Source organism: Paenibacillus nasutitermitis (assembly GCF_014641075.1).
GTDB lineage: Bacteria > Bacillota > Bacilli > Paenibacillales > Paenibacillaceae > Paenibacillus_Z > Paenibacillus_Z nasutitermitis.
This window is the reverse complement of sequence record NZ_BMHP01000016.1, coordinates 1-22,166: the sequence shown is the minus strand read 5'-3', so window position 1 is coordinate 22,166 and position 22,166 is coordinate 1. Positions and strand designations below refer to the sequence as shown.

Genomic DNA, 22,166 nt, shown 5'->3' with positions numbered 1-22,166 from the left:
AAACGTTGAATTCACCGTGTTCATTGGATCGTACAGACAAGCGCCCATCGCTGCACGGCATAGGGTTGTATCGTTGAACACTTTCCTTGACGTCTGGCCTCGCCAAGATGATCGAGATGTCCGCTGGACGGTTCCAGTGCCAAATGATATTCTCCGCCCCATCCCCGCGCGTTCACCCAAAGTCCCAAATAAGGAAGGCTCTCTGCATTATAGGTAAATGTGAATGATTCTCCCGTCGCCTCGTCCTCAATCGAGCACCAGCCCTCCGTCACGGGATCAGCTGAATAGATCTTGTAATACGCGCCGGCATCCGGCATCTGGTCAAGCTTCACCTCTTGGTCGGACAGGCACGCTTGCGGCCAAGACAACTCGCTGCCGCGATTCCCCAGCCAATCATTGGAAGAAATGGAAACGAACGCTTTCTCTACCGACAGGGGGAACTTCACTTTCAGCGTCGGCTTGGCGGCAATAATCGGATGAGGGGCCCATATATAAGGGAGTGGATAAGGACTGAGGTTGATTAACTTATAGAAGAAGCGTATCCGATTATTCTCCAGTCGGACCCGCTTCTGCAGCTGATACGGCCACCGCACTCCGTGGACGGAGAATAACAGGGTCATGTCATCGACAACTTCATGCTCCCAAGGCAAGGGCCAAAGCTCCCCGTGATCGGGAACCTCAATTCCAGCCCAAGGACCTTCCGGATAAGCACATGAATCGATAGAAGGGAACATCTCATCCCAACCACACCGATCCCAATCGCCCCACAACGAGCCGTAATCTGGCTTGCGAAACTCCCTGCCTGCAGGGCGATCCAGCCATTCACGTTTTGTACGTTTATTCATAAGTGAGATCATCTTGCTGCCTAATTGCGGAATAAAGGCAAGCCGTAAATGATCATTTTCCAGCACCACACCCGGAAAACCACTCTCTTCATTATGGGTAATCAGCATTCTCACTCCCTCAACCACTGGCGTATTTGTTCGATATCACGGATACGATCCGATGACGAAATAATTCCGCAATGGACGGAGGGAAGGGTAGGCTATCAAACAACAGTTTAATTGTTGATAGCCCCCTGATGGCCTCCGAATCATTGCGGACTAGTCTATTCCCTCATTTTATTTATTTTCCAGCATGTTCAGCATGTTCATGATAACCGTTACCGCTTCTGCGCGGGTTGTTTTATCCTGTGGTGCAAACAGCTGACCGCCCTTGCCGCGAATAAGATTCGCATTGGCTGCTGCAGATACATACGGCTTCGCCCATTTTGCGGTCTGATTCGCGTCTTTGAACGGCGGTTCGGCACCGGCATCAAGAGGAAGCTTGAGCGCACGCACAATCATAGCTGTCATTTCTGTCCTGGAAATTTGCTGCTTGGCACCGAACGTTTGGTTGGTATAGCCGCTAATGATCCCCAGCTTCGCTCCGGCTGTGACATAACCAACTGCCCAGGAAGGGATCGGATCGGTGAATACAGCTTCGGCATCTTCCGCTTCCCATTGCAGCGCGCGGCCAAGCATGGCTGCAAACTCTGCGCGTGTAACAAGGTCGTTCGGACGGAAGGTTCCCTCACCTGTGCCTTTGACGATTCCGAGCGCAGCCGCTTCAGCGATGGCGTTCCTTGCCCAATGGTTAACCGTATCCTTAAATTCTATTTGGGCTGCATCGGCAGGCTTAGCAGCAAAGATGGCAAACACGCCGGCACTGGTCACCTGTACAGTGATCGTCCTGCCAGTCGTTTGTCCTTCCAGCTTCACCCACCCCTGCTTCAACTTGTCGAAGAAATAAACTGCTGACTCTTCATATCCTTGTTTGTCTGAATCGATCATCAACTCAAGCGTAATCGGCTTGGCAAAGTCATCTGCCGGTTCTTTGACGATTTCGAATACAGGACTGGCAAGTAGAAGTCCCGATGCGGCATTGCCGCCCGGATTATCGATGATCGTTGCCGTAACGGTCATCGGTTTTGCAGATGCTCCTTCGGGAATGCGAACCACCAACTGGCTTCCCAGCTTTAATTCTCCCGCTTGATTCGCTTCGAATCGTTTGGATTGCTGCTGCAGTTTGCTGCCATCGACCACTTGTACCGCAACTGTTGCAGTCAAGCTGTCATATTTAGCCGTAATAGTCGCCGTGCCAATTAAACGCCCGATAATATTGCCTTCAGCATCCACAGATACAACATCTGGATGAGACGAAGTAAATACAGCCTTCGCTGTCAACTGCTCTGACTTTCCGTTCTCATACAAGGCACGCACAGTGAGCTTGCGCGCGTCTCCAGGCTTGATGCGAGACGGTGTCGCATCGAACTGGATTCCTTTTATGCCTGGCAGAGCTACAGGCGGGATCCATCCACTTCCTCCATCGCCTGGGTTAGCCCTTTGTACGGTCACCTTAGCTGTTGCTTCGAAACTTTTGAATTTGGCGGTGATAACCGTCTCGCCTTCCTTCAGCGCTGTCAGCTTGCCCGTGCTGTCTACAGATGCGATCTCCGGATGAGCGGAAGTAAACGTTGAGAATTCGGCACCAGTCGAAATGGCATGCCTGATTCCGTTACGGTCGATCGCATATAGCTTTAATTGCAAGGAGCTGCCGACTTCCAAGGTGTAAGATTCCGCATCCCATTCAATACGGGAATAAGCCGATGGTGATTCAGTCTCAAGCAGATAAGGACGAAGCAACTGCAGATCCATCGCAGACGCATCGTAGTTGGCCCCGCCCAGCAAGTCGGTTAGCTCTCCCGCGGGCTGTCCATTTATCATAATCGATATTTTCTTAACGTCCTCGGTATAGTTGGCAATATTGATAAGGCGTTTGCCATCCTGCAACACACTGCGCCATTCCACATCCATAACCGGCTTGTCCGTGTCTCTATCGATCAACAGTACCTGGTCCAGGTTAAGCTGTTCGTAAATGTCGAACAATTGATCCCTCATCGCGATCGCGGACACGTCAGCAGGCAGAACAGTCGAATTGTCCAACAGCTCCAGATGCAGTTGAGCGTTCTGAGGCTGTTTACGATCATCGTATTGCAAAGAGTCATCTCCCATCAGCAGCACCGTCCCTCCGCCGGCCGCATATTGATGAATCCCTTGCAACGTAGATGCTTCGACGTGTGTTGCTTGAGGAACGATCAGCACACTCGTGCTGCCAAGGCCGTCCTCCCGGATTTGTTTCTCCGACATGAAGCCGACCTTCTGGCCACTGTAGCTGGCCGCCTTGTAAGCACGATAAAGAGCATCCATATAGGTTGGCGCGGCGTACACCGTCGAAGGAAGTGAATACAGGATGTGCACCTTCGGTTCATCATCTTGAAAAGCACTTACCTCGTTGGCCAACCGATTAAGATCCAGATTCGTCTTGCCAACTGTGGAGACAACATCGGGCCGATGAAGGAGACTGCCATAGAAATCGCTATTCTTATCGTATGACCGCTCCCAGACCCAGAGCGCTGCACCACTCAGCCCGTGCATCGCTCCTTGCCACAACACGGTGCGGGTGTGATCTGCCTGCCGGGAATCGTAGCGTTCATCACGATCCGCGATGATATGATCCTCGGAATTGAGCCCCGGAGCCGCTTTAAGGGACGACTGCAAATCGTAGAACTTGAGTTCTCTCAGGAACCCGTCCGGCCCTTTGCCCAAAAGATTATTGTTGTCATTTCCGTTGATTTGCGTGAATTCGCCGAATTGCTCTAGATCTACGCCGACACCCCATGACATATCGGGAACAGCGGTCAATGTCTCGCCCATGATTTTGACCTGTACCGGAAGTTCAGGAGCGATCCCTTGAATGATATCGACCATCCACCGATGCCATCCGGAGAATAAGTCGTTATTAAACTTTGTCCAATCATAATAGTAGACCGACGGTGTATAGGAAGAAGGCATCGGCACCTGATCGAACGATTCGTAACTTGTTCCATAAAGAGCATTGAGCTTTTCGATTTTCTCGTCATAGAGCTGACGCAAATACGCATGCCATTTCGGCAAATGCTGCGAATCGCGGTTTGACTCGTATGCCGCTTCATTGGATATGGTAACGCTGTGGAGAGAAGGGTAATCCTTAACCATCGGGATGATCGTTTTCAAATAATCGGACATGATCTCCTTCGCCTTTGGTGAATCAAGGTTAAACTTAAGGAAATGGGGATTATTGCTCTTCAGCTCCGGCCACTTCGCCAAGGCGAAGTCGGGGAAATAATGCGGCGATAGAAGCAGGTTCACCGCTACATTATGATCGCTAGCCTCTTGCAGCACTTTCTGAACATCATTTCGAATAGCGGAAGTCGACACCGTATATCCTTTGTCGGTTACTTCCGTATTCGTGCTCTCTTCGAATCCTGGATCATCAAGCATATTTACGACGCTACCCTCTGCTGTCATGCTAATATCATCAACCCACAGGGAGCCGGTCCGGTCCTCCGATAGAATGAGGAACTCGAGCCAGGTTTCATCCGGTCCTGTCGTATATTCCGCAGTTACCTTCTGCCAATCATAGGTTCCATTTGGGAATGCGTGGCGCGAGAGCCAGCTCGCTCCGCCTAAGAACCAGACCTGATTCACGTCTTCGCCCTTAACCCATGCTTCAAATTTATAGGACGTATTGGGTTGTACGGTAACGCCCTGTTTGACAGCTAAATACACCTGCGGAGTCATGACACTCTGATTCGTCAACTTCATCGAAGCGTCCCCGGAATGTTTAACGTTCGCATCAAATTGAATATTCCCTTGCACGCCACTGGCGCGGATAATCTCCCAAATCGATGGTTTAATTATGCTGTTGGGTCCTATTTCAATCTGAATGATATTCGTACCCAGGTCCTCGAATTCCGCCACATCCTTACGAACCTGATTGAAGTGTCCGTATCCTGTGAAAAAGACTTTTGATTTGTTCGGCTGATCCGTTCCTGCCTCCGTTGTTTCGGCAATGAAGGACCGCCCCTGTATGGATGGCCGTTCTACCCCGGTTTTATAGCGTGGAACCGTCCGCGCTGATAAGGTACCGTTCAAATATCCCTGAAGCCGGTCGACGGCTTCGTCATATAGCGCTTCCAATTGTTCTGCAACGTAAATGGACCTTTCCTGCATATTGTGATCGGCATCATCTTTGCCATAAGTCAAAAATTTGCGAATGACGCTTGCGTTAATCTGCTCGTAATCTGTCGGAATGCGACGTGCTTTAGCATCCGCCAGCAACTGATCGAGTCCCGGCATCCTTGCAGCCAGTTGATCAAACCGCGCATGTAAATCCGCCTTGCTGGGCGTCACGACCAGTTGCAGCAGATCCTCCCTGATCTTCCCCGTTGCAGGATCGCTCACCTGAATCGCGATATCCTTCTTGCCGATGTCCGAAAAACGGAGATCAAAGCTTTTTTTCAGCATGGTGCCGGCAGGCAGCTCGAGAAGCCGATCCCATTCCAGAGACGGGGAGTTGACTCGCAGTTCAATCGGATTTTCGCTGAAGTTGGTTATATAGTAATGATAAGATTGAGTCTCTCCTGAAGACAGCACGGTTTTGCCCTCGACCCGGGTATGCCATTGGTCGCCTTTCGGAATCAGGCCAAAGCTTCCGAATTGCGCGGGATCCTTGAATTTACCAATGCCTCCCGTCCATTCTATCCAGCCCCTGCGTCCGTTCCCGTCATTGTCATTTACCAAAAACGTGAAGGAAAGAGAATTCGCGGGTTTTCCGTTCGCTCCTATGGCCCCCCAAGGTATTTTCGCTTGATAAGTCGTGACATTGCCGTTCTGCGATGAAACGAGCTGCACGCTGGACGCTTCCAGCACGGCAGTCCCATCGTTCCATCTCCATACCTGCGAAGATCCGTTAGCATGGGAGAAACCGTATTCCGGTCCGTAATGCTCCCCATCCGGACTGAAAGCCATTTGAACGCTGTCCCCCTTCCATATTTCATTGCCTGCGTATGCCTCATGAGTGTCGTCTTTCACCTCGACCCCGACATACAACGCCTCTTCATCGTAAGCAAATCGCGCAGTCGCCGATAAATCCTCCTGACCGGCCCAACCATCGATGAGGATTTGGCTTGGATCCGCAGGCAAAGACAGACTGGCATATCCTTCCCAACCAGCCCATGTACCGTCAAGGTGAAGATCAGCATCCGCATGGAAAAGCGGCACATACTTGCTCTTGCCTAGAGAGCCCATCAAATCAGACACGTCGATCAACGACTCGCCTGGAATTCCAGTTCCAATCTCATAGGCAAACTCGGACACAACGCTGGCATCCCCGACATCCCCTTCGGCATATGCCTTGATTACCATCGATCTTTCGATGCGGATTGGCTGATTATAAGCCGCACGCGTGATGGATACACGTGGATCTGAGCCATCTGTCGTGTAGTAAATAATTGCATCATCAGCGGCAAACAATTGAACTTCCGTACCGGCTGGAACCACGCCGCTGCCTTGACTGGCCTGCACCGGCTGCACCGCTGGCATCGTCAGCATTCTGAGATTATCAATCCAATAGCTGATCTCCGTCCTGCCTTCAATAGATTCGGATCCGCTGTACACATAGAACTCAATGGACTGGACCTGATTCCTCAAGCTAAGGTAGTCTGAAAGGTCAACGCTAACCGTATTCCACTGATTAGACGTTAACTGAGTAATCGCCGATTCATACACAATACCGCCCGAAGCATTGTAGATTTTAATAATCAACGGTTCAATAGCGTGGCTTGTTTGTGATTCGGCGTACACATCCAGCAACAAGGTCGAAGCCCCGGATAAATCGAGATTCTGCAACGGACTCCAATAACTGCTGATATAACCAGGTGATCCCCCCGCGTTCATTTTAAACGAGAGCTTCTCCGAGTAAGCGCCTTCATTCTTTCGATCAGTAACTTGAACAGCCTCAGCTGTTCCGGCCAATGATTGACTTCCTCGCCATAAATCCTGGTTCTCGAAGCCATCCACAAGCACAGGCTGCAATTGCTTCTCGAAGCTGCCATTACGAGGTAAATTCCTGCTGCTCCCAGATTCGGTCATCGACAAATCGTCCAACCAGACGTTATCGGTAATATCCTCCACGATGATAGAGTATCTGTAGATGTGCTCTTGAGGTCCTGTCGTATAGGATGCTTTGATCTGTTGCCAATCATAGATTCCATCCGGAATCGCGAAATTGGGCCCGGAAACTCCCCTGACATTCTCCCCCTTGACCCATAAAGAGAGATCATAAGTCGTGTTCGGTTTTACCGGAACCTTCTGATAGGCCAGCGTGAATACATTCGGTGTGAGCGGCGTGCGGTTAGTCACGTGCAGTGAATGGTCTCCGGGCTGACCCGCCGCGCTATGATAGACATCAGAAACCACGGAATATTCGACATCGCCTCCCCCGTATGATTCGAATTTCCAGAACGAATTTTCCGGATTGGGAAGCAGCGGCTGAGCGGAAGCCGACACTTTGCCCGAATCGGTCCCTACCAATGATGACAATAGAGAAACGATTAAACTGAGAACCAAACAAACGCTTATTTTTTTCAACATCGCTAAAATCGCCTCCATACAATCATTTTCATGTTCTGATAACTTCGGTGCCGGTACAGCCTACTCCCGAATCACTTCAAAATAGCGCGCCTGGAATGATTGGGGCAAATGAACGGTCAACTTACAACTGTAAGTATTGTAATAAGTTCTTGCCTGGTATTGCTCGCCCGATGGATATAACTGTTTGATTGAAGATTTCCTATTGCCTTCTCCGTTGGGAAGCTGAAGCTCGATATACGGCTCTGCGCTTCCCAACCTCCAGACGGCAAGCAGGATGCGGGATTGATCCTCGGAAGCCAATCCGACGCAGGCCCAACCGTTCTTGTCGTTCAAGCGCGTAAAGCCGATCGGCCAGATGGGATAGGCTTGACGGATATGTTTTCTTTCCCGCTTATAGAGAGCCACGCCTTCCCGGATCAGCTGCCAATTCAATTCGTCGGCCATTTCAATATGACCCGACAAATACATGCTCCCACACATGCCGTTAATCATATTGAAGATCGTCTGTTCGCCGTTTGACATGCTGGATTGATAGTCATGAGTCGTCAGCAATTGCGGCTGTTCCTTCTCATGGAACAGCAGCGGATAAGGATACGTCCAGAAGCCAGCTTGCTCCGGCAATATTGCCGCCAGTAAACCGCTGATAATCGAAGGATTGTTGTAATAAGCTTCCTGATCAGAAGTACTGTGCAGGTGAAAGCGGGAAAGAATGCCGTAATCGGAGCGCATGCCTCCTGATCCGCAATTTTCCAGCAGAATGTGGGGATGCCTCGTTCTTACTTCTTCGATAAAGGCGTAAAAGACCCTCATATTTTCCAGCAATCCGCCCGCTGGCGAATGCGCGATCTGATCGTCACCGTTCCCGATGCAGTCGTTGCAGTCATTTCGAATGAGATCGGCCCCCATGCCGACTAACCGATCAATGACGCGATGCAGATACTCCCTTACTTCGGGATTGGTAAAATTCAAAAACCAGCGGGGGCCGCCGCCGACGCGGGCGCCGTTGCGCATGAGAAACCAGGAGTCCGGCTTTTGGCCGAGTTCGGCGTCCTCGCCGCACACTTCCATTTCCAGCCATATGCCGATGCGCAATCCTTTTTTTCGAATATAGTCAAATATGCCTTGAAGTCCTTCTTCACCAAACCGGTCCTCGCTTGGTTTCCAATCGCCCAGGCCGGTCCCCCACGCTTGATTTGCTTTCGCGAACCACCCCGCATCTATGCAATAGCATTCGGCGCCTGCCGCAGCAGCCGCATCGATTTGCGGAATGAGCTTATCCGTTGTCGGATCGGCCCACAGGCAATTCATGTAGTCGTTATAGATTAGCGGCGATTCAAATTCCTCTGCATGTGAAGGCTTCAAAAAGGATCTTCGGTATTTGGTCAACTGTTTCACGGCATCGGCGAAATGGCCGGTACAGCAGCCGACCGCAACCGGTACCGCGGTGAAGCTCTCTCCGGGAAGCAATTCATGCGTCCAACCGCCATATCTCTCGCTCGCGCCGTCGGCATGCAGAAACAGAGCGCCTTTGTTAAATGCCGAGGTGCCCCGATACCCGACTTCAATATGCCAGTTCGCCGACGTCTCGATCTGCATGTACCACGATTTGCCCGTCTCCATATCTTCCAACACGATCATTGGGAGAAACCGGCTTGTGCTCTGACTCCCGTATGAAGCAAAATGAATCGCGGCTCCGATCCCATGAACGGATGAAGGATAGAGTCCCAATTCTTCCAGATCGCCAGAACGCCACTGACCCTCGCCGTTCCATGATTGACGACAATAATGAACGCGAATTTTGTTTTTATCGTACCAAGGCCGACAACCGTCGGTTGCGATTCCCTGTATGCTCGTCGACGACAGATGGGTAAGGACGATCGGACGATTGCTGTCATTGCGCACGGTTGTCGATTGTCGAATAATGGCTGCATCCGGAATAAAATGCATTTCCACTTCAACGGATAGCTGCAGTTTGTCATGTAAATAAAGAAATATAAGGCGCTGTTCGTCTGCTTGCTTCATTGATTCCAACTTCATTTCTGACGGTAAACTGGTCATGCCCGAAACCATGGAAGACAGCGCGCCATACGGCCTTCCGGCAATGGCCAACTGGAAGCCGGGCAAAGCGATCGGACCCGGAGCCATCCGTCCATCATCCGTATTCAACAGGGATTGGCAATATCCGTTCTCCGTTTGTTCGAACCGCAGCACCATATTCTCATGCAGACATTGAATAAAGCTTTGGTCCGATTGTGTCATTACTTCCATCTGCATAAAATCCTCTCTTCTTAATTAATAGGATGCATGTGACGCTCCATTCCCAAACCCTCCCTACAAATCGTTATGAATACGCATCCATCGTATCAAGCATGTGCAAGAGGCGTTATATAGTGATTTATCTTTTCAATATAAAAATTATATCTAGTTTTGGGCGGGCGAGGATTCTCTTCGATCATAGAGTCGTGATCGCAAATGTCATAACCCGATCATCCCTTGACCCCGCTGCTCCAGCTCACGCCCCGCTCGATCAATCTCTGGCAGGCGGCAAACACAACCATTAGCGGAATGGCCGCCAACAGCAGCATGGCCATCGTGGATTGGCCGGTTCCAGCCGCCCTAGGTCTCGATGCTTCATTGGTAATATAGAGCGTAAAGGTATACAAGCTTTCATCGCGCAGAACAATTAGCGGCCATAAAAATTCGTTCCAGACCGCCATAAAGGTCATAATGGAAATGACCGTAAAGATCGGAATGGACAGCTTAACGATCATGCTGGAAAAAATTCGCCATTCATTGGCCCCATCAATTCGGGCCGCTTGCAGCATCTCATCCGGAATTTGATCAAAAAAGCCCTTAAACATATAAATGACTATGCCCCATGAGGTATGCGGCAAAATGACCCCCCATAGGTTGTTGGTCAGCCCAAGTTCCCCGATGACCAAATATAGCGGAACGATGATGGCCACCTCGGGTATCATGATCGTCGCCACAAAAAATAACGTCCACCAGTTGGACCAACGCTTGCCAATCAGCTTCGATATGGCATAGGCTGCGGTTCCGCCGAGCAACAGCTGCGAAAAAATCGACAGGACCACCACAAACACACTGTTCATGAAGCTGTTCAATATCGTTGCCGATTTACTTGTGAGCGTACTCTCTTTAAAGATCGCCAAGTAATTGTCAAAGAGACGGATCCACTCCCCGCTTTGGGAAACTGTTCGCACATCACCCTCCAAAAACGACGAGCTTCGCAGAAAGGCATCGATCTTGGCAGAAAGGTGATCCTTCGTACTCGAAACCGCCCCCTGCTTCGGTTCATATACAGCCTTGCTATCCTGGCCATGCCAGGTGACGTGCGAATAGCCTCGTTCCTTGATTAGCGCGTATTTTGTTTTCATCATTTGATCGGTGAACACTTCCGTCGGCAGCACAAAGCTTCTTCCGGCGTTAAACTCGAACGCCCGCATCTTCATCTCGTAGAGCACTCGGCCGTCTCTCATCCCGATGGCCCGCATTTCACCGATCGCTTCATTTTGGTTCCTTTTCCAGCTGAACCACATCGCCTTAAGTCCATCCTGCTCCAATGCCTGTTGATCGCTCATTTCCGAATCGCTGTAATCTACCGCAATCGTAACGACCTGTGGCTGTTCCGGTATCCATTTGGGCGGAAACTGGTAAAGCGATATCGGGTCCTTCAGCGAGGAACTGATCGCCCACCCAAGTGGAAACAGCAGTAACACAATGGACAGGATCGAAAAGGCATACGCAAAGGCTTTGAAGCTGGTCTGGCCCTTTTCCTTGATTCGACTCTGTTTCATCTTCTCCTACTCCTTGTTGGAAACCTTGATCTGAATGAACGTAATAATGGCTACGATGACAAATATGATGAAGGAAATGGCTCCGGCCATACCAAATTGGTTTTGTTTAAATGCACTGTTATATACCATTAGCGACATGACATTGGTGCTGTTGGCAGGACCTCCGCCGGTCATCACATAAATATTGTCAAACGCCAAAAAAGCCGTCGCCAAAAATTGTATAAATTGAATACCGATAATAAATTTCAGACCAGGTAAATAAATCGAAACCATACGTCGCCACGGCCCTGCCCCGTCAATGGTGGACGATTCCACAATCTCACGCGATACACCCTGCAACGCCGAATAATAAATGAGCACAGCCAAGCCTCCGCCAAGCACGCCTGGCAGCACCAGTGAAAACTTGGCTATGGCCGGATCATTGAGCCAGCCTACGGCAGGCAGTCCGATCCGCTCCAAAATAGCGTTTAGCAGGCCATAATCGGGATTGTACAGCCACTTCCAGATCAGCACTGCGGCAATCGACGGCACTGCTGCAGGCAGCAAATACAGAAAACGGAGCAACATGTTTCCTCTGCGTATGTCAATTAGCAGCATCGCCTGCATAATGGGAATCCAGAACGTCATGACCAACGATAACAAAGCAATGACGAAGGTGTTGTATAGCGCCGTCTGAAACAAGGAGGACTTAAACAGATGGGTAAAATTGCTCAGCCCGACAAACGGCCCCGGTGGATTCATAATACTGAAATCAAACAAGCTCATGAAAATCGCATAAAGCATCGGCACATATTTGAAAACAACAAAGGACAGCACCGACGGAGCCAGGAACATCGCTGCCAGCACTGGAAATCGCTTTTTCTTTCCGATTTTGCGAGGGGCTGCGAGTGAAACTTTTTCCATACAGAAGATCATTCCTTTCCCAACTTAAACGAGGGATGTCCGCTTGTCAGAAGACATCCCCCGCCTGTCTTTATACCGCTTGCACTACTTGCCTATATCTGCATTGTATGGACTAATAACCTCGCGCTGTGCCTTATCCTCTGCTTCCTTCAGCTCGGCAGCAATATCTGCCTTCTCGTTCAACAGTACATTCTGAATCGCCGGTACAATGTATGGACTGAGTCGACTCTTGAGGGCATATTCCAGCTGCGTGACTTCAGCCGCCTTTTGTACATTCGCTACGAGATCCTGCGGGACGTTCGACGTAAACTCCAATGGATTGACGTCCTTGCGCGTCGACAGCAAATTCGGCATAATGCCATTGTCCAGACGGAATGTATTCAGCTTGTCACGAACTTCCTTGGAATTTATATAGACGATGTATTCCCAAGCCGCATCCTGCTTTTCCTTATCTGATTTCGGATTGATAATCCAGTATCTTCCACCCATCTGGGACGGAGCCTTGCCGGACGGGCCGGCAGGCAGCGAACTGAAGCCTACATCCTCCAGGCTTACGCCGTTTGCCGCGAAGTCGCCGAACCAGTCGGACGCTCCAAGCATCATCGCCGCTCGCTTCTGGAAGAAGTCCTGTTTGTTATCGTCAAAGTTTTGCGCCACATTGCTTTGCACGACCTTGTATTTCCACTTCAGATCATGCCAGTATTGGAGGGCCGTTACGGTCGGTTCCTTAGTGAAATCGAGCGTAATGCTACCGTCCTCATTCTTCGTAGTCAGATCGCCGCCTGCCTGCCAGACGTAGTACTCAAAAAACCAGTCCGCCCAATCCATGCCCAGCAGAGCATATCCGTACTGCTTTTTGTCCGGATTTGTCAGCTTCTGGGCAACTTCTGCAAACTCCTCCCAATCCTTCGGCGGCGAATTGGGATCAAGCCCGGCTTCGCGGAACAGATCCTTCCTGTACATCAGACCCATCAAATACATATCCGCAGGTACGCCATACACCTTCCCGTCGATCGTCGCTTGCTCCATAGCAGATGGCAAATACTGATCCTTGTCTGCATAGTCGTTCCAATACGAGCTTAGATCCTGCACAACACCCGCCTTCACCCAATCACCGATATCCGGAAAGCTGGTATTATGAAAAGCGTCTGGCCCTTCTCCACCCGCATTGGCCGTCATAAATACTTCGTTAACGCTTGTACCTGGCGGCGATGCGACATGATTGACTTTAATATTGGGATGCGAAGTATCAAAATCAGCGAATATTTCATCCATAATCGGCTTGAACACATCATCATCCGGCGATTTGTCCCATACTGTAATCGTTACCTGCTTGTCCGCTTTATCGGACTTGGCCGTGGCAGGCGGGCTGCCGTCCGCACTTTCCCCCGGCTTGTTGCCGCCTGTCGACCCGCAAGCGGCCAACACGCACATGACTGCAATCAGCCCCATACTGATTATCTTTTTTCTCCACATATGAATGCCTCCCTTTTTTACTTACGATCTCAGTATAAGAAACTTAACCATGGGTGCGTTATACAGGGAATTAACGCGTTGCTATCAGTAATTCAACTATTTCGCACCGCGCAGCTGAATCGGTGAGATGCCAAATGTTTTGCGGAAAATAAGGCTGAAATATGCCGGCTGCTCGTAACCGACTAACTGTGCAATTTCTTTGACCTGCAACGGGGTTTCCTTGATCAAATGCATCGCTTGCTTCATACGTGTCTGTAAAATATATTCCGACAGCGTGACGCCCGCCTTCTCCTTGAAGATGCGACTGAAGTAGTTGGCATGAATATAATAGGTTGCCGAAATCCATTGCAAGGAAATGTCCTCGTTGTAATGCTGTTCGATATAGCGGATGACTTCCTCCACAATTTGTTCGCCTGTCAATCGGCTACCAGCCAGCGGACGCAATGCAAAATGTTCGAATAACTGCAGCAGCTCGGCATATATAGCTTCCATATCCGATTCGCGATGCAAAATGGCTGATCGGTCTTCCATGGCAGCGTCAAACCCGTTTTTTTGGCGAAACAACTGCAGTGTCTCCAGTATTTGCTTAATAAATTGCTGTAGTTCCTGGTAACGAACGGCGCTATCTTCCGCCAGCATGCGCAGCCTTTTAAGCAGCCAATCGCCAATCGCCTTCACTTTATGCGTTTCCAGACAATGAACCAGCATTCTCTGCTCGTCGGCACTTAGCACATGCCGGTCGGTATGGTGGGAAACCGGCTTGTACCTATAGACAACCCCGCCACCGCGCAGCACTTTATTTAGACTGGCTTGCCTCGCTTCCGTGTAAGAACGGCCGAGATCTGCAGGGTGCCTGACGGCCGTTCCGACCCCTACCGTGACACGGACGCGCATATAGCGGCCGATATGCGCAATCGCCTCCTGCCAGCATGTTGCGTTGTCACGGCTCGTCACGGACGCGATCAGCGCAACAAATTCATATCGATTAAAGGCATGTTTGAACACAACACTCTGAACCCCATGCAAGGACAGGCAGTTTTCAATAATATTAAGAATGCCATAGTAAAAAAGCGATTGCTCCTCTTCGCGAAAACCTAAATGCGGATATTCAATGGAATCCATGTCGACAAGGACGGCGTAGCCCGCCCCTGCAAGCAGCCATTCGGGCAACTGCACCAAATCCTCCGGAAGGGGGCTTCCGGAAATCAGTCTCGTCAGCGAAAAGCTAAGCATACTTTGCTGCTGCTTCAGATAATTTTTCCTGAGACCCGAAACATAACTTTCCTCCAGCTTTTTTCTCTCCAGCTTGCCAACCATCTCAGCCAGTGTCCGATTTAGCTCTGCATCCTTGATCGGCTTCAGCAAATAGGCTTCGACACCATACTGGATGGCCCGCTTGGCATAATCAAAATCTCCATATCCGCTCAAAATAATACAAAGCAGCTGGGGCTGAAGCTCCTTCAGGCGCTTGATCAGTTCTATGCCGTCCATGCCCGGCATGCGGATATCAGTTAATACGATATCTGGCTTCAGTTCAATAACCAATTGCAGTGCAGAGACCGCATTTGTAGCGGCGGCGGCCAATTCCATACGCAGGCCGGCCCAATCTATTTTCTGAACGAGACCGTCCAGAATGATTTGTTCATCGTCTATAAGCAACAGCTTGTACATGCTCATCCCTCCCTCTTGGGGATCGTCAGACGCATGACTGTCCCGAATTGAATTGCACTCGTCATCTGAAAATCTGCATTTCCGCCATAATGTAAGGATAGCCGCTGTACGACGTTTCTAAGGCCGATCGATCTGCGCCCATCCGTTTCGATTTCTTCAGCCCTGCCAAGTCTCTGCAATAGCTCCTGCAGCTCCGTTTCTTCCATGCCAGCCCCGTTATCTTCGATTTCAATCGCATAAGCGTCCTCGGACAACGAGAATACTTGCACACTGACATACCCGCCGTCCTGCTTTTTCTCGATGCCATGGATGATCGCGTTTTCCACCAAAGGCTGAAGCAGCAGCTTGATCATCGGCATACCTGCCAATTGTTCCTCAATGTCAACCACGTAACTCAAATGATCTCCAAAGCGGATTTTTTGTATATAAAGATAATTTCGGATATGATCCAGTTCCTCATCAATTTGTCCGTATTTTCCTGCGCTGATGCTATAGCGAAACATATCCGACAAACAATGAATAATCTTGCTGATCTTGTTGGGGTCATTACCGCTTATGACCAAACTTTCGATCGAACTGAGCGTATTGAACAAAAAGTGGGGATTGATTTGAGCCTGCAGCGCATTCCATTGCGCCTCCTTGCCAGCCAGCTCAACCTGGTACTTTTCAAGAATAAGTATGTTTATTTTCTCCGTCATCCGATTAAAGCTGGCGCCTAAATACCCAATCTCATCCTTCGTATTCACCGGCACAGTCACATCAAAAACTCCATTTTCCATTCGCTTCATCGCTTGGCGCAATTGCAGGATAGGTCTAGTAATTTTGTGGGAAAATGCTACAGTGATGCCAATTGCCAAGAGAAAGATGACGCCCACTACCGTAATCGATTGCCACATCGCCTTGCGTGAGCCTTCAAGTAGTATTGTTTTATCGATCTGGGCAACCAGATACCAGTCCGTCATTGAAAACCGTGAAGTCATGACCAAGTCATCCTCGCCTTTGGCAAGTACATTGGTCAGCGCCATTCCAGCCGAATCCGCCGCGAGCAGTACCTGACCGTCCGCTGCGGTGATATAGAGGTCTCCAATATTCCGCTTTTTCAAATCCTTCAGACTATTCACAATCCAGTCTGCCTTCAGCTCAACCTGTAATATACCGACATTCACGGCCGGCTTAAAATTGGATACGACAAAGACGGGCTTGATAAAGAGCAGTTCTTTTAGGATCGAATGACTAGAGGAGGCAATGCGCCAGTGATTATTCTTGTCGTCCATCTCCGACATAATCCGGATGCTTTCCGCATCACGGATTTCATCTGCCTCGGATCGCACGAACAAACTGGTGCCAAACGACTTGCCGTTTCCGTTATAATCCAACAACCGAAACCGACCGATATGAGAACGCTGCTGCTCAAATTGAATGCGGCGGTCGAGCTGGCTTGACAACTCTGCAGGCGGATTCGCCAACTCTGACATATAATTCTGAACACTTTTGTCATAGGACAGCCGCCAAGCCGCATTCTCCGTATTGACCATGCTGCTCTCTATCGAGTTGATTTGAAGCTGCATAATATGCTCGACACTGGCGCGCACTCTTTTTTCCACTTCTTTTTTCAAATTCCAGGAATGAATAACCCCAATCGATACAAGCGTAAGCAAAATGATCGACAGGAACAAAAGCAGCAATTTTGTGCGAAACTGATACCTTACGCCCATGAATGCCCCTACCTTCTTTTTTACTTACAATATAGCAATTATCAGTAACCTGGAGAAGAAGATGACGTTATTTCAGAAAAACAATCATTACCGTTTGTAACGGAGCCAGCGTCAATCGCAGCAGCCCTTCCGCAGATACCTTGGCTTTTCTAATCCGCTCTCCTCTTGCATCTTCCACAACAGTCAGCACGGCGCCTGCCAGCTCGGGCAGCACAACGTCCGTCTCACTTATCTCTGTCGTGTAATTGATGACTAGTTGCACCAGGCCTCCATCCTGCGCACTCCACTTGCTGGTCAGCACGCTTGGTACTGTCAGACGGCGCCCGTCTAACATGACGATGTCGAGCTGGGCAACATTTTTCAACTCGTTTGGTTTTTCCATCCGCCCGGAGAACAGGTAAGCTTTGCCCGCTCCCCTGCGCCAAGCGTTTGCCGCTCTGACAAAGGTGATGACAGCCTCTTGATTCGGAGCGGTAACGTTCCATTCGGTGCCCCAGCTCCAGGTGATTTCCCCTTTGTCCTTAAGCACGACAGTAAGCATATCGCCGGCATGGAAGGAATAAGCCAGACGATACAATAAGTTTTCAGGGCTATGCTCATAATCTACAATTGCTTGCGTAGGATTCTGATTCCCCATGAAATTATTGATATATTCGTGATACACGTAAGCATAGAGCGGCACAGGCTGTCCGATCGTATAGTTGATATTAAAACGCAAATCATTGAACAGCAGACCTTCAATAAACGGTTCAGCAGCCGCCGACTCGCACCCGAAAATCACCTTGCGCCCGGCCTTTTCCGACGCTTCGTTCATTCGTGTGATGAGATGCTTCATTGCCTCCACCTGCCAGCGTCCTGGCGCCGGAACATGGCCGTGTTCGCGGCTGTAGCAGAAATACGAGTTGCCACCGTGATTCTGGTCGAAGTATTGAATGTAATCGCAATGGCCGGCAATCATCCGCTCCGTTTCGTTCAATACAGTCTCGCTAACAAATGGCTGAGTGGGGCACATATCGTAGCCGCTCCGCTGTCCCGTGCAGATTGCCGAATAAGGCAGCTTCCCATCCGGCGACAAGCACATGACGGAAGCCAGCTGCTGGTTATTGAACTGCTCTTTTTTGTTATAGGACTGCACAAGATGACTTTGTTCGGTCCAGCCGATGCCACTGCAATAAAGCCCCAGCAAATTCCCTTTGGCGTGCAGCCCGTTGGCAAATTCGACAAGCGGCTCCTCACCGCCGTATGGCGGCCAAACATAAGGCGGCGCCCACGGAGCAGTGCCTTCCCAGTGCATCAGCAACGCCATTACCCGGCTGTCGAACACATTTGCCAGTTGCTCCAAATAGGGTAACGCTTGCACATAAGGGAAATAGCCATTCGGCTCCATATTGTCAAGATCTTGCGTCCCGCGTACCGGGTAGGTCACGACGACCGGTGAATCTTCGTACCATTCCGGCAAATCGGGACGACTGGCAAGCGCAGTCGGCCGCGCACTTGATTCGCTCAGGTACCACGACCGATAAATCGCCGCAGCGTCGTGCCAGTCGCCCTCAAACACCGCCAGCACCATATCGTAATCCATGCGGTACAGCCCCGGCCCTTCCGCTGCGGGGTAAAGCCGGAATTGCAGCCGAATATCTTTTTCCAGCCCGTAATAATCAATCATCTTCACATGCCCTCTGTCATCATGCGCCCCTATGTACAAACCGGCATGCTCGTTGTAATAAGCCATAAATTGTGTCGGCACGGCGCTCGGATAGATGCTGGCAATACTTCGGCTCGGGTATTCCGCCTCCTGGTAAGCGATCCAATCGTTCGCATCGCGAATGTCCAACTGATCAACCAACACGCCTTCATTTCCAGGCCATAACAATCTGCTTCTGCCCTTCGTGCCGGTAAGCCCGTTCACCACCGCCAGGCCGGGAAAATCGATCCATTCAAGCGTCAGTTCCGTTTGATGTTCCACCTCAAGCCGCCAGTAGCTGCGATTGTCACCATAAGGCAGTCGCACGCTTACATGCACTGTGGCACCCAGCTCTCCCACCTCGGCATACACAAGCTCTAGCGTGTCTTCGTCAGAGCTTTCTTTATGCATCACTTCAAAGCGTCCAGCTTCATGGGCACTTGCCAGCAGGATCTCTCCCGCCGCATTCCGAAAGCGAAGTGCAAACAAAGGGATGCTCCTTGTGGATACACCCGCCAGTTCGGTCATCCCTCTTTTTAATGAAATAATCGAACCGTTATTCTCATCCAGACGTATCGTCATCTGACTGTTGCCAATAATCATCAGACATCTTCCTTTCCTGTTTCATGTATTCTACTTTAGAGCTAACCACCATTGTATAGGGAATGCACGCCAGCAGGTTATATGCAGCCTTAACTATTCGATATGACTAAATTATCTTTTTTAAGTGAGCGTCAAATAGAAATTGGCTTCGCTATTAACAGGTGGATTCAGTTTGACGCTTACATAAAAGGAACCTTCAAGTCCACTTTTTGGTGGCTTTGAAGGTTCCTTCGTACATGATTTTGGACAAGCTTTCTTTCTTTTAGTAGTTTGCTACTATAGTAGTCTGTCCTGTGAGTCCCGACAGCGTTATCATATCTCCGCTATAGTTTGTATACGTCGTTCCCTTTACCGTCACACTCTGAATTGGGTTGCCAAGCGGATGGCGCAATTTTACTTTTATAGCACTTGGTGCATTTCTGGCAGGAGGTGTCAGGGTAACGGTTATTTTATTCGTTGCTACATTGGAGTTCATTGTATAGCTTAAAGGACCGAATTTGGAAGGCGCGTTCAGCACTTCTGTTGTTTTTCCATTCTCCAGCCAGCCGCGAGGAATGGATTGTCCCAGAATCTATTCATTTCCAACTGTCCTAACCAGCATCATCTGGAGAAGCCGCATTCTCCTCGCTTCTCAAACGTGTTAATAATGATCTGCGCAAGCGTGCTGTTGGGATCCAGGAAATTCGTATCCAGCACCATACTGCTGGCCAGCCCGAAAATGATATCGGTGGTAATACGATCGGGAGAGGTGGGTACATCTTGGGATTCGAGTAACTTGCGGAATTTATTCAACTCCGTTTTTATAATACGTGATGGTATGCTCGCTAATATTCCGGATTTTACAGTCGCGGAGAAACAAGTGCATAGCGGATTCGAAATCGTCCACTACATACAGCGGTTTGAGTTGCGGAGAATGTTCGGATTCGGACAGTTTATTGCTGCGTCGTGCCATGGTAACGCCCCATTTCTACGATTTTAGTCGTACGAAGAGGCAGGGATTTTAGGCGGTCATCTGCGTGATATTTACAGACGTTTGTAACCGTCCTAAAACGCAAAAAACGCCGCTGTACATAGCGTACAGTCAGCGTCATATCAACGTAGTTGTGGTGCCGGTGAGAGGACTCGAACCTCCACGGTTTCCCTCACGATTTTGAGTCGCGCGCGTCTGCCATTCCGCCACACCGGCATAGTCATGGCGTGCCCTAAGAGATTCGAACTCCTGACCTTTTGATTCGTAGTCAAACGCTCTATCCAGCTGAGCTAAGGGCACATCAATTAAAAAAATTGTGGAGGCGCCACCCAGATTCGAACTGGGGGTAGAGCTTTTGCAGAGCTCTGCCTTACCACTTGGCTATGGCGCCAAAAAAATAAAAAAATGGAGCGGAAGACGGGAATCGAACCCGCGACCCTCGCCTTGGCAAGGCGATGCTCTACCGCTGAGCCACTTCCGCATATAAATGGCTGGGGATTCAGGGATCGAACCTGAGAATGACGGAGTCAAAGTCCGTTGCCTTACCGCTTGGCTAATCCCCAACATTTGTTTTCTCACTTTAAAGGATAAAAATGGGGCGGACGAGGGGAATTGAACCCCCGAATGTCGGATCCACAAACCGATGCGTTAACCACTTCGCCACGACCGCCACAGTATTCAATTTTTGGCAGGGGCAGCAGGAATTGAACCCACACTAACGGTTTTGGAGACCGCTGTTCTACCTTTAAACTATGCCCCTAAGGTAAACTGGTGGAGGATGATGGATTCGAACCACCGAACTCGTAAGAGAGCAGATTTACAGTCTGCCGCGTTTAGCCACTTCGCTAATCCTCCATGAGTGGTGCCGTCGAGAGGACTTGAACCCCCAACCTACTGATTACAAGTCAGTTGCTCTACCAATTGAGCTACAACGGCAAATTCAATTCTTCATTTAAAAATGGTGGCTCGGGACGGAATCGAACCGCCGACACGAGGATTTTCAGTCCTCTGCTCTACCGACTGAGCTACCGAGCCATTTGGTTAAATGGCGGAGCTGACGGGATTCGAACCCGCGGTCTCCTGCGTGACAGGCAGGCATGTTGGGCCACTACACCACAGCTCCACATTATGGTTCTCGGATGACTCCGAAGGTAAAGTTGGTTGCGGGGGCAGGATTTGAACCTGCGGCCTTCGGGTTATGAGCCCGACGAGCTACCGGGCTGCTCCACCCCGCGTCATTGTAAATCTGCTTATGCAGTTAATGGTGGAGGCTGACGGGATCGAACCGCCGACCCTCTGCTTGTAAGGCAGATGCTCTCCCAGCTGAGCTAAGCCTCCATAATGGACGACATTTAATACTATACAACATATTAAGTGCTTTTTGCAAGTCCATAATTGATTTTTTTTAAAAAAATTGGTGACCCGTAGGGGAATCGAACCCCTGTTACCTCCGTGAAAGGGAGGTGTCTTAACCGCTTGACCAACGGGCCTTACTAAAAGTAGGATAATGGCGGAGAGAGAGGGATTCGAACCCTCGAGACACGGTTAGCGCCTACACGATTTCCAATCGTGCTCCTTCGACCACTCGGACACCTCTCCAGATGGCTCCCCGAACAGGACTCGAACCTGTGACAACTCGATTAACAGTCGAGTGCTCTACCAACTGAGCTATCAGGGAACGGTTATACATCGGGTAAGTTACACCCTGAAAACTGGATACGAACGTTTGCGAAACGTTTAGAAGGTTGAATATGTTAGGATAAGCCCTCGACCGATTAGTATTCGTCAGCTGCACGCATTTCTGCGCTTCCA

At 49.9% G+C, this 22,166-nt stretch carries 10 protein-coding genes and 16 tRNA genes; all 26 read right to left on the bottom strand.

The genetic code is table 11. The features are described from left to right. Positions 1-20: 20 nt before the first annotated feature. Positions 21-953 (bottom strand): DUF4432 family protein, encoded by a 933-nt coding sequence (locus IEY46_RS34870; protein WP_189000606.1) that lies wholly within the window; start codon positions 951-953, stop codon positions 21-23. A 168-nt stretch (positions 954-1,121) separates the two neighbouring features. After that, positions 1,122-7,514: an S-layer homology domain-containing protein gene (locus IEY46_RS34865; protein ID WP_189000603.1), complete on the bottom strand. Its 6,393-nt coding sequence runs from the start codon at positions 7,512-7,514 to the stop codon at positions 1,122-1,124. 60 nt (positions 7,515-7,574) lie between these two features. After that, entirely contained in the window at positions 7,575-9,782 is a 2,208-nt protein-coding gene (locus IEY46_RS34860) for a glycoside hydrolase family 36 protein (RefSeq protein ID WP_189000600.1), read from the bottom strand. A gap of 218 nt (positions 9,783-10,000) precedes the next feature. Further along, positions 10,001-11,332: a carbohydrate ABC transporter permease gene (locus tag IEY46_RS34855; protein ID WP_189000598.1), complete on the bottom strand. Its 1,332-nt coding sequence runs from the start codon at positions 11,330-11,332 to the stop codon at positions 10,001-10,003. A 6-nt stretch (positions 11,333-11,338) separates the two neighbouring features. Beyond that, the gene (locus tag IEY46_RS34850; protein WP_229750743.1) at positions 11,339-12,235 is read right to left on the bottom strand and encodes a carbohydrate ABC transporter permease; all 897 of its coding nucleotides are present in this window, start codon (positions 12,233-12,235) and stop codon (positions 11,339-11,341) included. An 84-nt stretch (positions 12,236-12,319) separates the two neighbouring features. After that, the gene (locus tag IEY46_RS34845; protein ID WP_189000595.1) at positions 12,320-13,711 is read right to left on the bottom strand and encodes an extracellular solute-binding protein; all 1,392 of its coding nucleotides are present in this window, start codon (positions 13,709-13,711) and stop codon (positions 12,320-12,322) included. A 96-nt stretch (positions 13,712-13,807) separates the two neighbouring features. Next, positions 13,808-15,382 (bottom strand): response regulator, encoded by a 1,575-nt coding sequence (locus IEY46_RS34840; protein ID WP_189000593.1) that lies wholly within the window; start codon positions 15,380-15,382, stop codon positions 13,808-13,810. A 2-nt stretch (positions 15,383-15,384) separates the two neighbouring features. Beyond that, positions 15,385-17,097: a sensor histidine kinase gene (locus IEY46_RS34835; RefSeq protein ID WP_189000590.1), complete on the bottom strand. Its 1,713-nt coding sequence runs from the start codon at positions 17,095-17,097 to the stop codon at positions 15,385-15,387. A 67-nt stretch (positions 17,098-17,164) separates the two neighbouring features. Beyond that, positions 17,165-19,384, bottom strand: a complete 2,220-nt coding sequence (locus IEY46_RS34830) for a DUF6259 domain-containing protein (RefSeq protein WP_189000587.1) — start codon at positions 19,382-19,384, stop codon at positions 17,165-17,167. Positions 19,385-20,168: 784 nt separating this feature from the next. Continuing rightward, entirely contained in the window at positions 20,169-20,336 is a 168-nt protein-coding gene (locus IEY46_RS34820; protein WP_189000582.1) for a hypothetical protein, read from the bottom strand. A 152-nt stretch (positions 20,337-20,488) separates the two neighbouring features. Beyond that, positions 20,489-20,570: transfer RNA gene (locus IEY46_RS34815), tRNA-Leu, on the bottom strand. Positions 20,571-20,577: 7 nt separating this feature from the next. After that, positions 20,578-20,654: transfer RNA gene (locus IEY46_RS34810), tRNA-Arg, on the bottom strand. A gap of 17 nt (positions 20,655-20,671) precedes the next feature. Beyond that, positions 20,672-20,745, bottom strand: a tRNA-Cys gene (locus tag IEY46_RS34805). A 15-nt stretch (positions 20,746-20,760) separates the two neighbouring features. Then, a tRNA-Gly gene (locus IEY46_RS34800) sits at positions 20,761-20,835 on the bottom strand. Positions 20,836-20,842: 7 nt separating this feature from the next. Next, positions 20,843-20,917, bottom strand: a tRNA-Gln gene (locus IEY46_RS34795). Positions 20,918-20,948: 31 nt separating this feature from the next. Beyond that, positions 20,949-21,024: transfer RNA gene (locus tag IEY46_RS34790), tRNA-His, on the bottom strand. Positions 21,025-21,040: 16 nt separating this feature from the next. Beyond that, a tRNA-Trp gene (locus IEY46_RS34785) sits at positions 21,041-21,114 on the bottom strand. A 9-nt stretch (positions 21,115-21,123) separates the two neighbouring features. After that, positions 21,124-21,209 (bottom strand) — tRNA-Tyr (locus IEY46_RS34780). A gap of 5 nt (positions 21,210-21,214) precedes the next feature. Then, positions 21,215-21,290 (bottom strand) — tRNA-Thr (locus tag IEY46_RS34775). A gap of 23 nt (positions 21,291-21,313) precedes the next feature. After that, positions 21,314-21,389, bottom strand: a tRNA-Phe gene (locus tag IEY46_RS34770). Positions 21,390-21,400: 11 nt separating this feature from the next. Next, positions 21,401-21,477, bottom strand: a tRNA-Asp gene (locus IEY46_RS34765). A gap of 35 nt (positions 21,478-21,512) precedes the next feature. Next, positions 21,513-21,589 (bottom strand) — tRNA-Met (locus IEY46_RS34760). Positions 21,590-21,616: 27 nt separating this feature from the next. Continuing rightward, positions 21,617-21,692 (bottom strand) — tRNA-Val (locus IEY46_RS34755). Positions 21,693-21,769: 77 nt separating this feature from the next. After that, positions 21,770-21,844: transfer RNA gene (locus IEY46_RS34750), tRNA-Glu, on the bottom strand. Positions 21,845-21,862: 18 nt separating this feature from the next. Continuing rightward, positions 21,863-21,953: transfer RNA gene (locus IEY46_RS34745), tRNA-Ser, on the bottom strand. 3 nt (positions 21,954-21,956) lie between these two features. Further along, positions 21,957-22,032: transfer RNA gene (locus IEY46_RS34740), tRNA-Asn, on the bottom strand. Between the last annotated feature and the right edge of the window lie 134 nt (positions 22,033-22,166).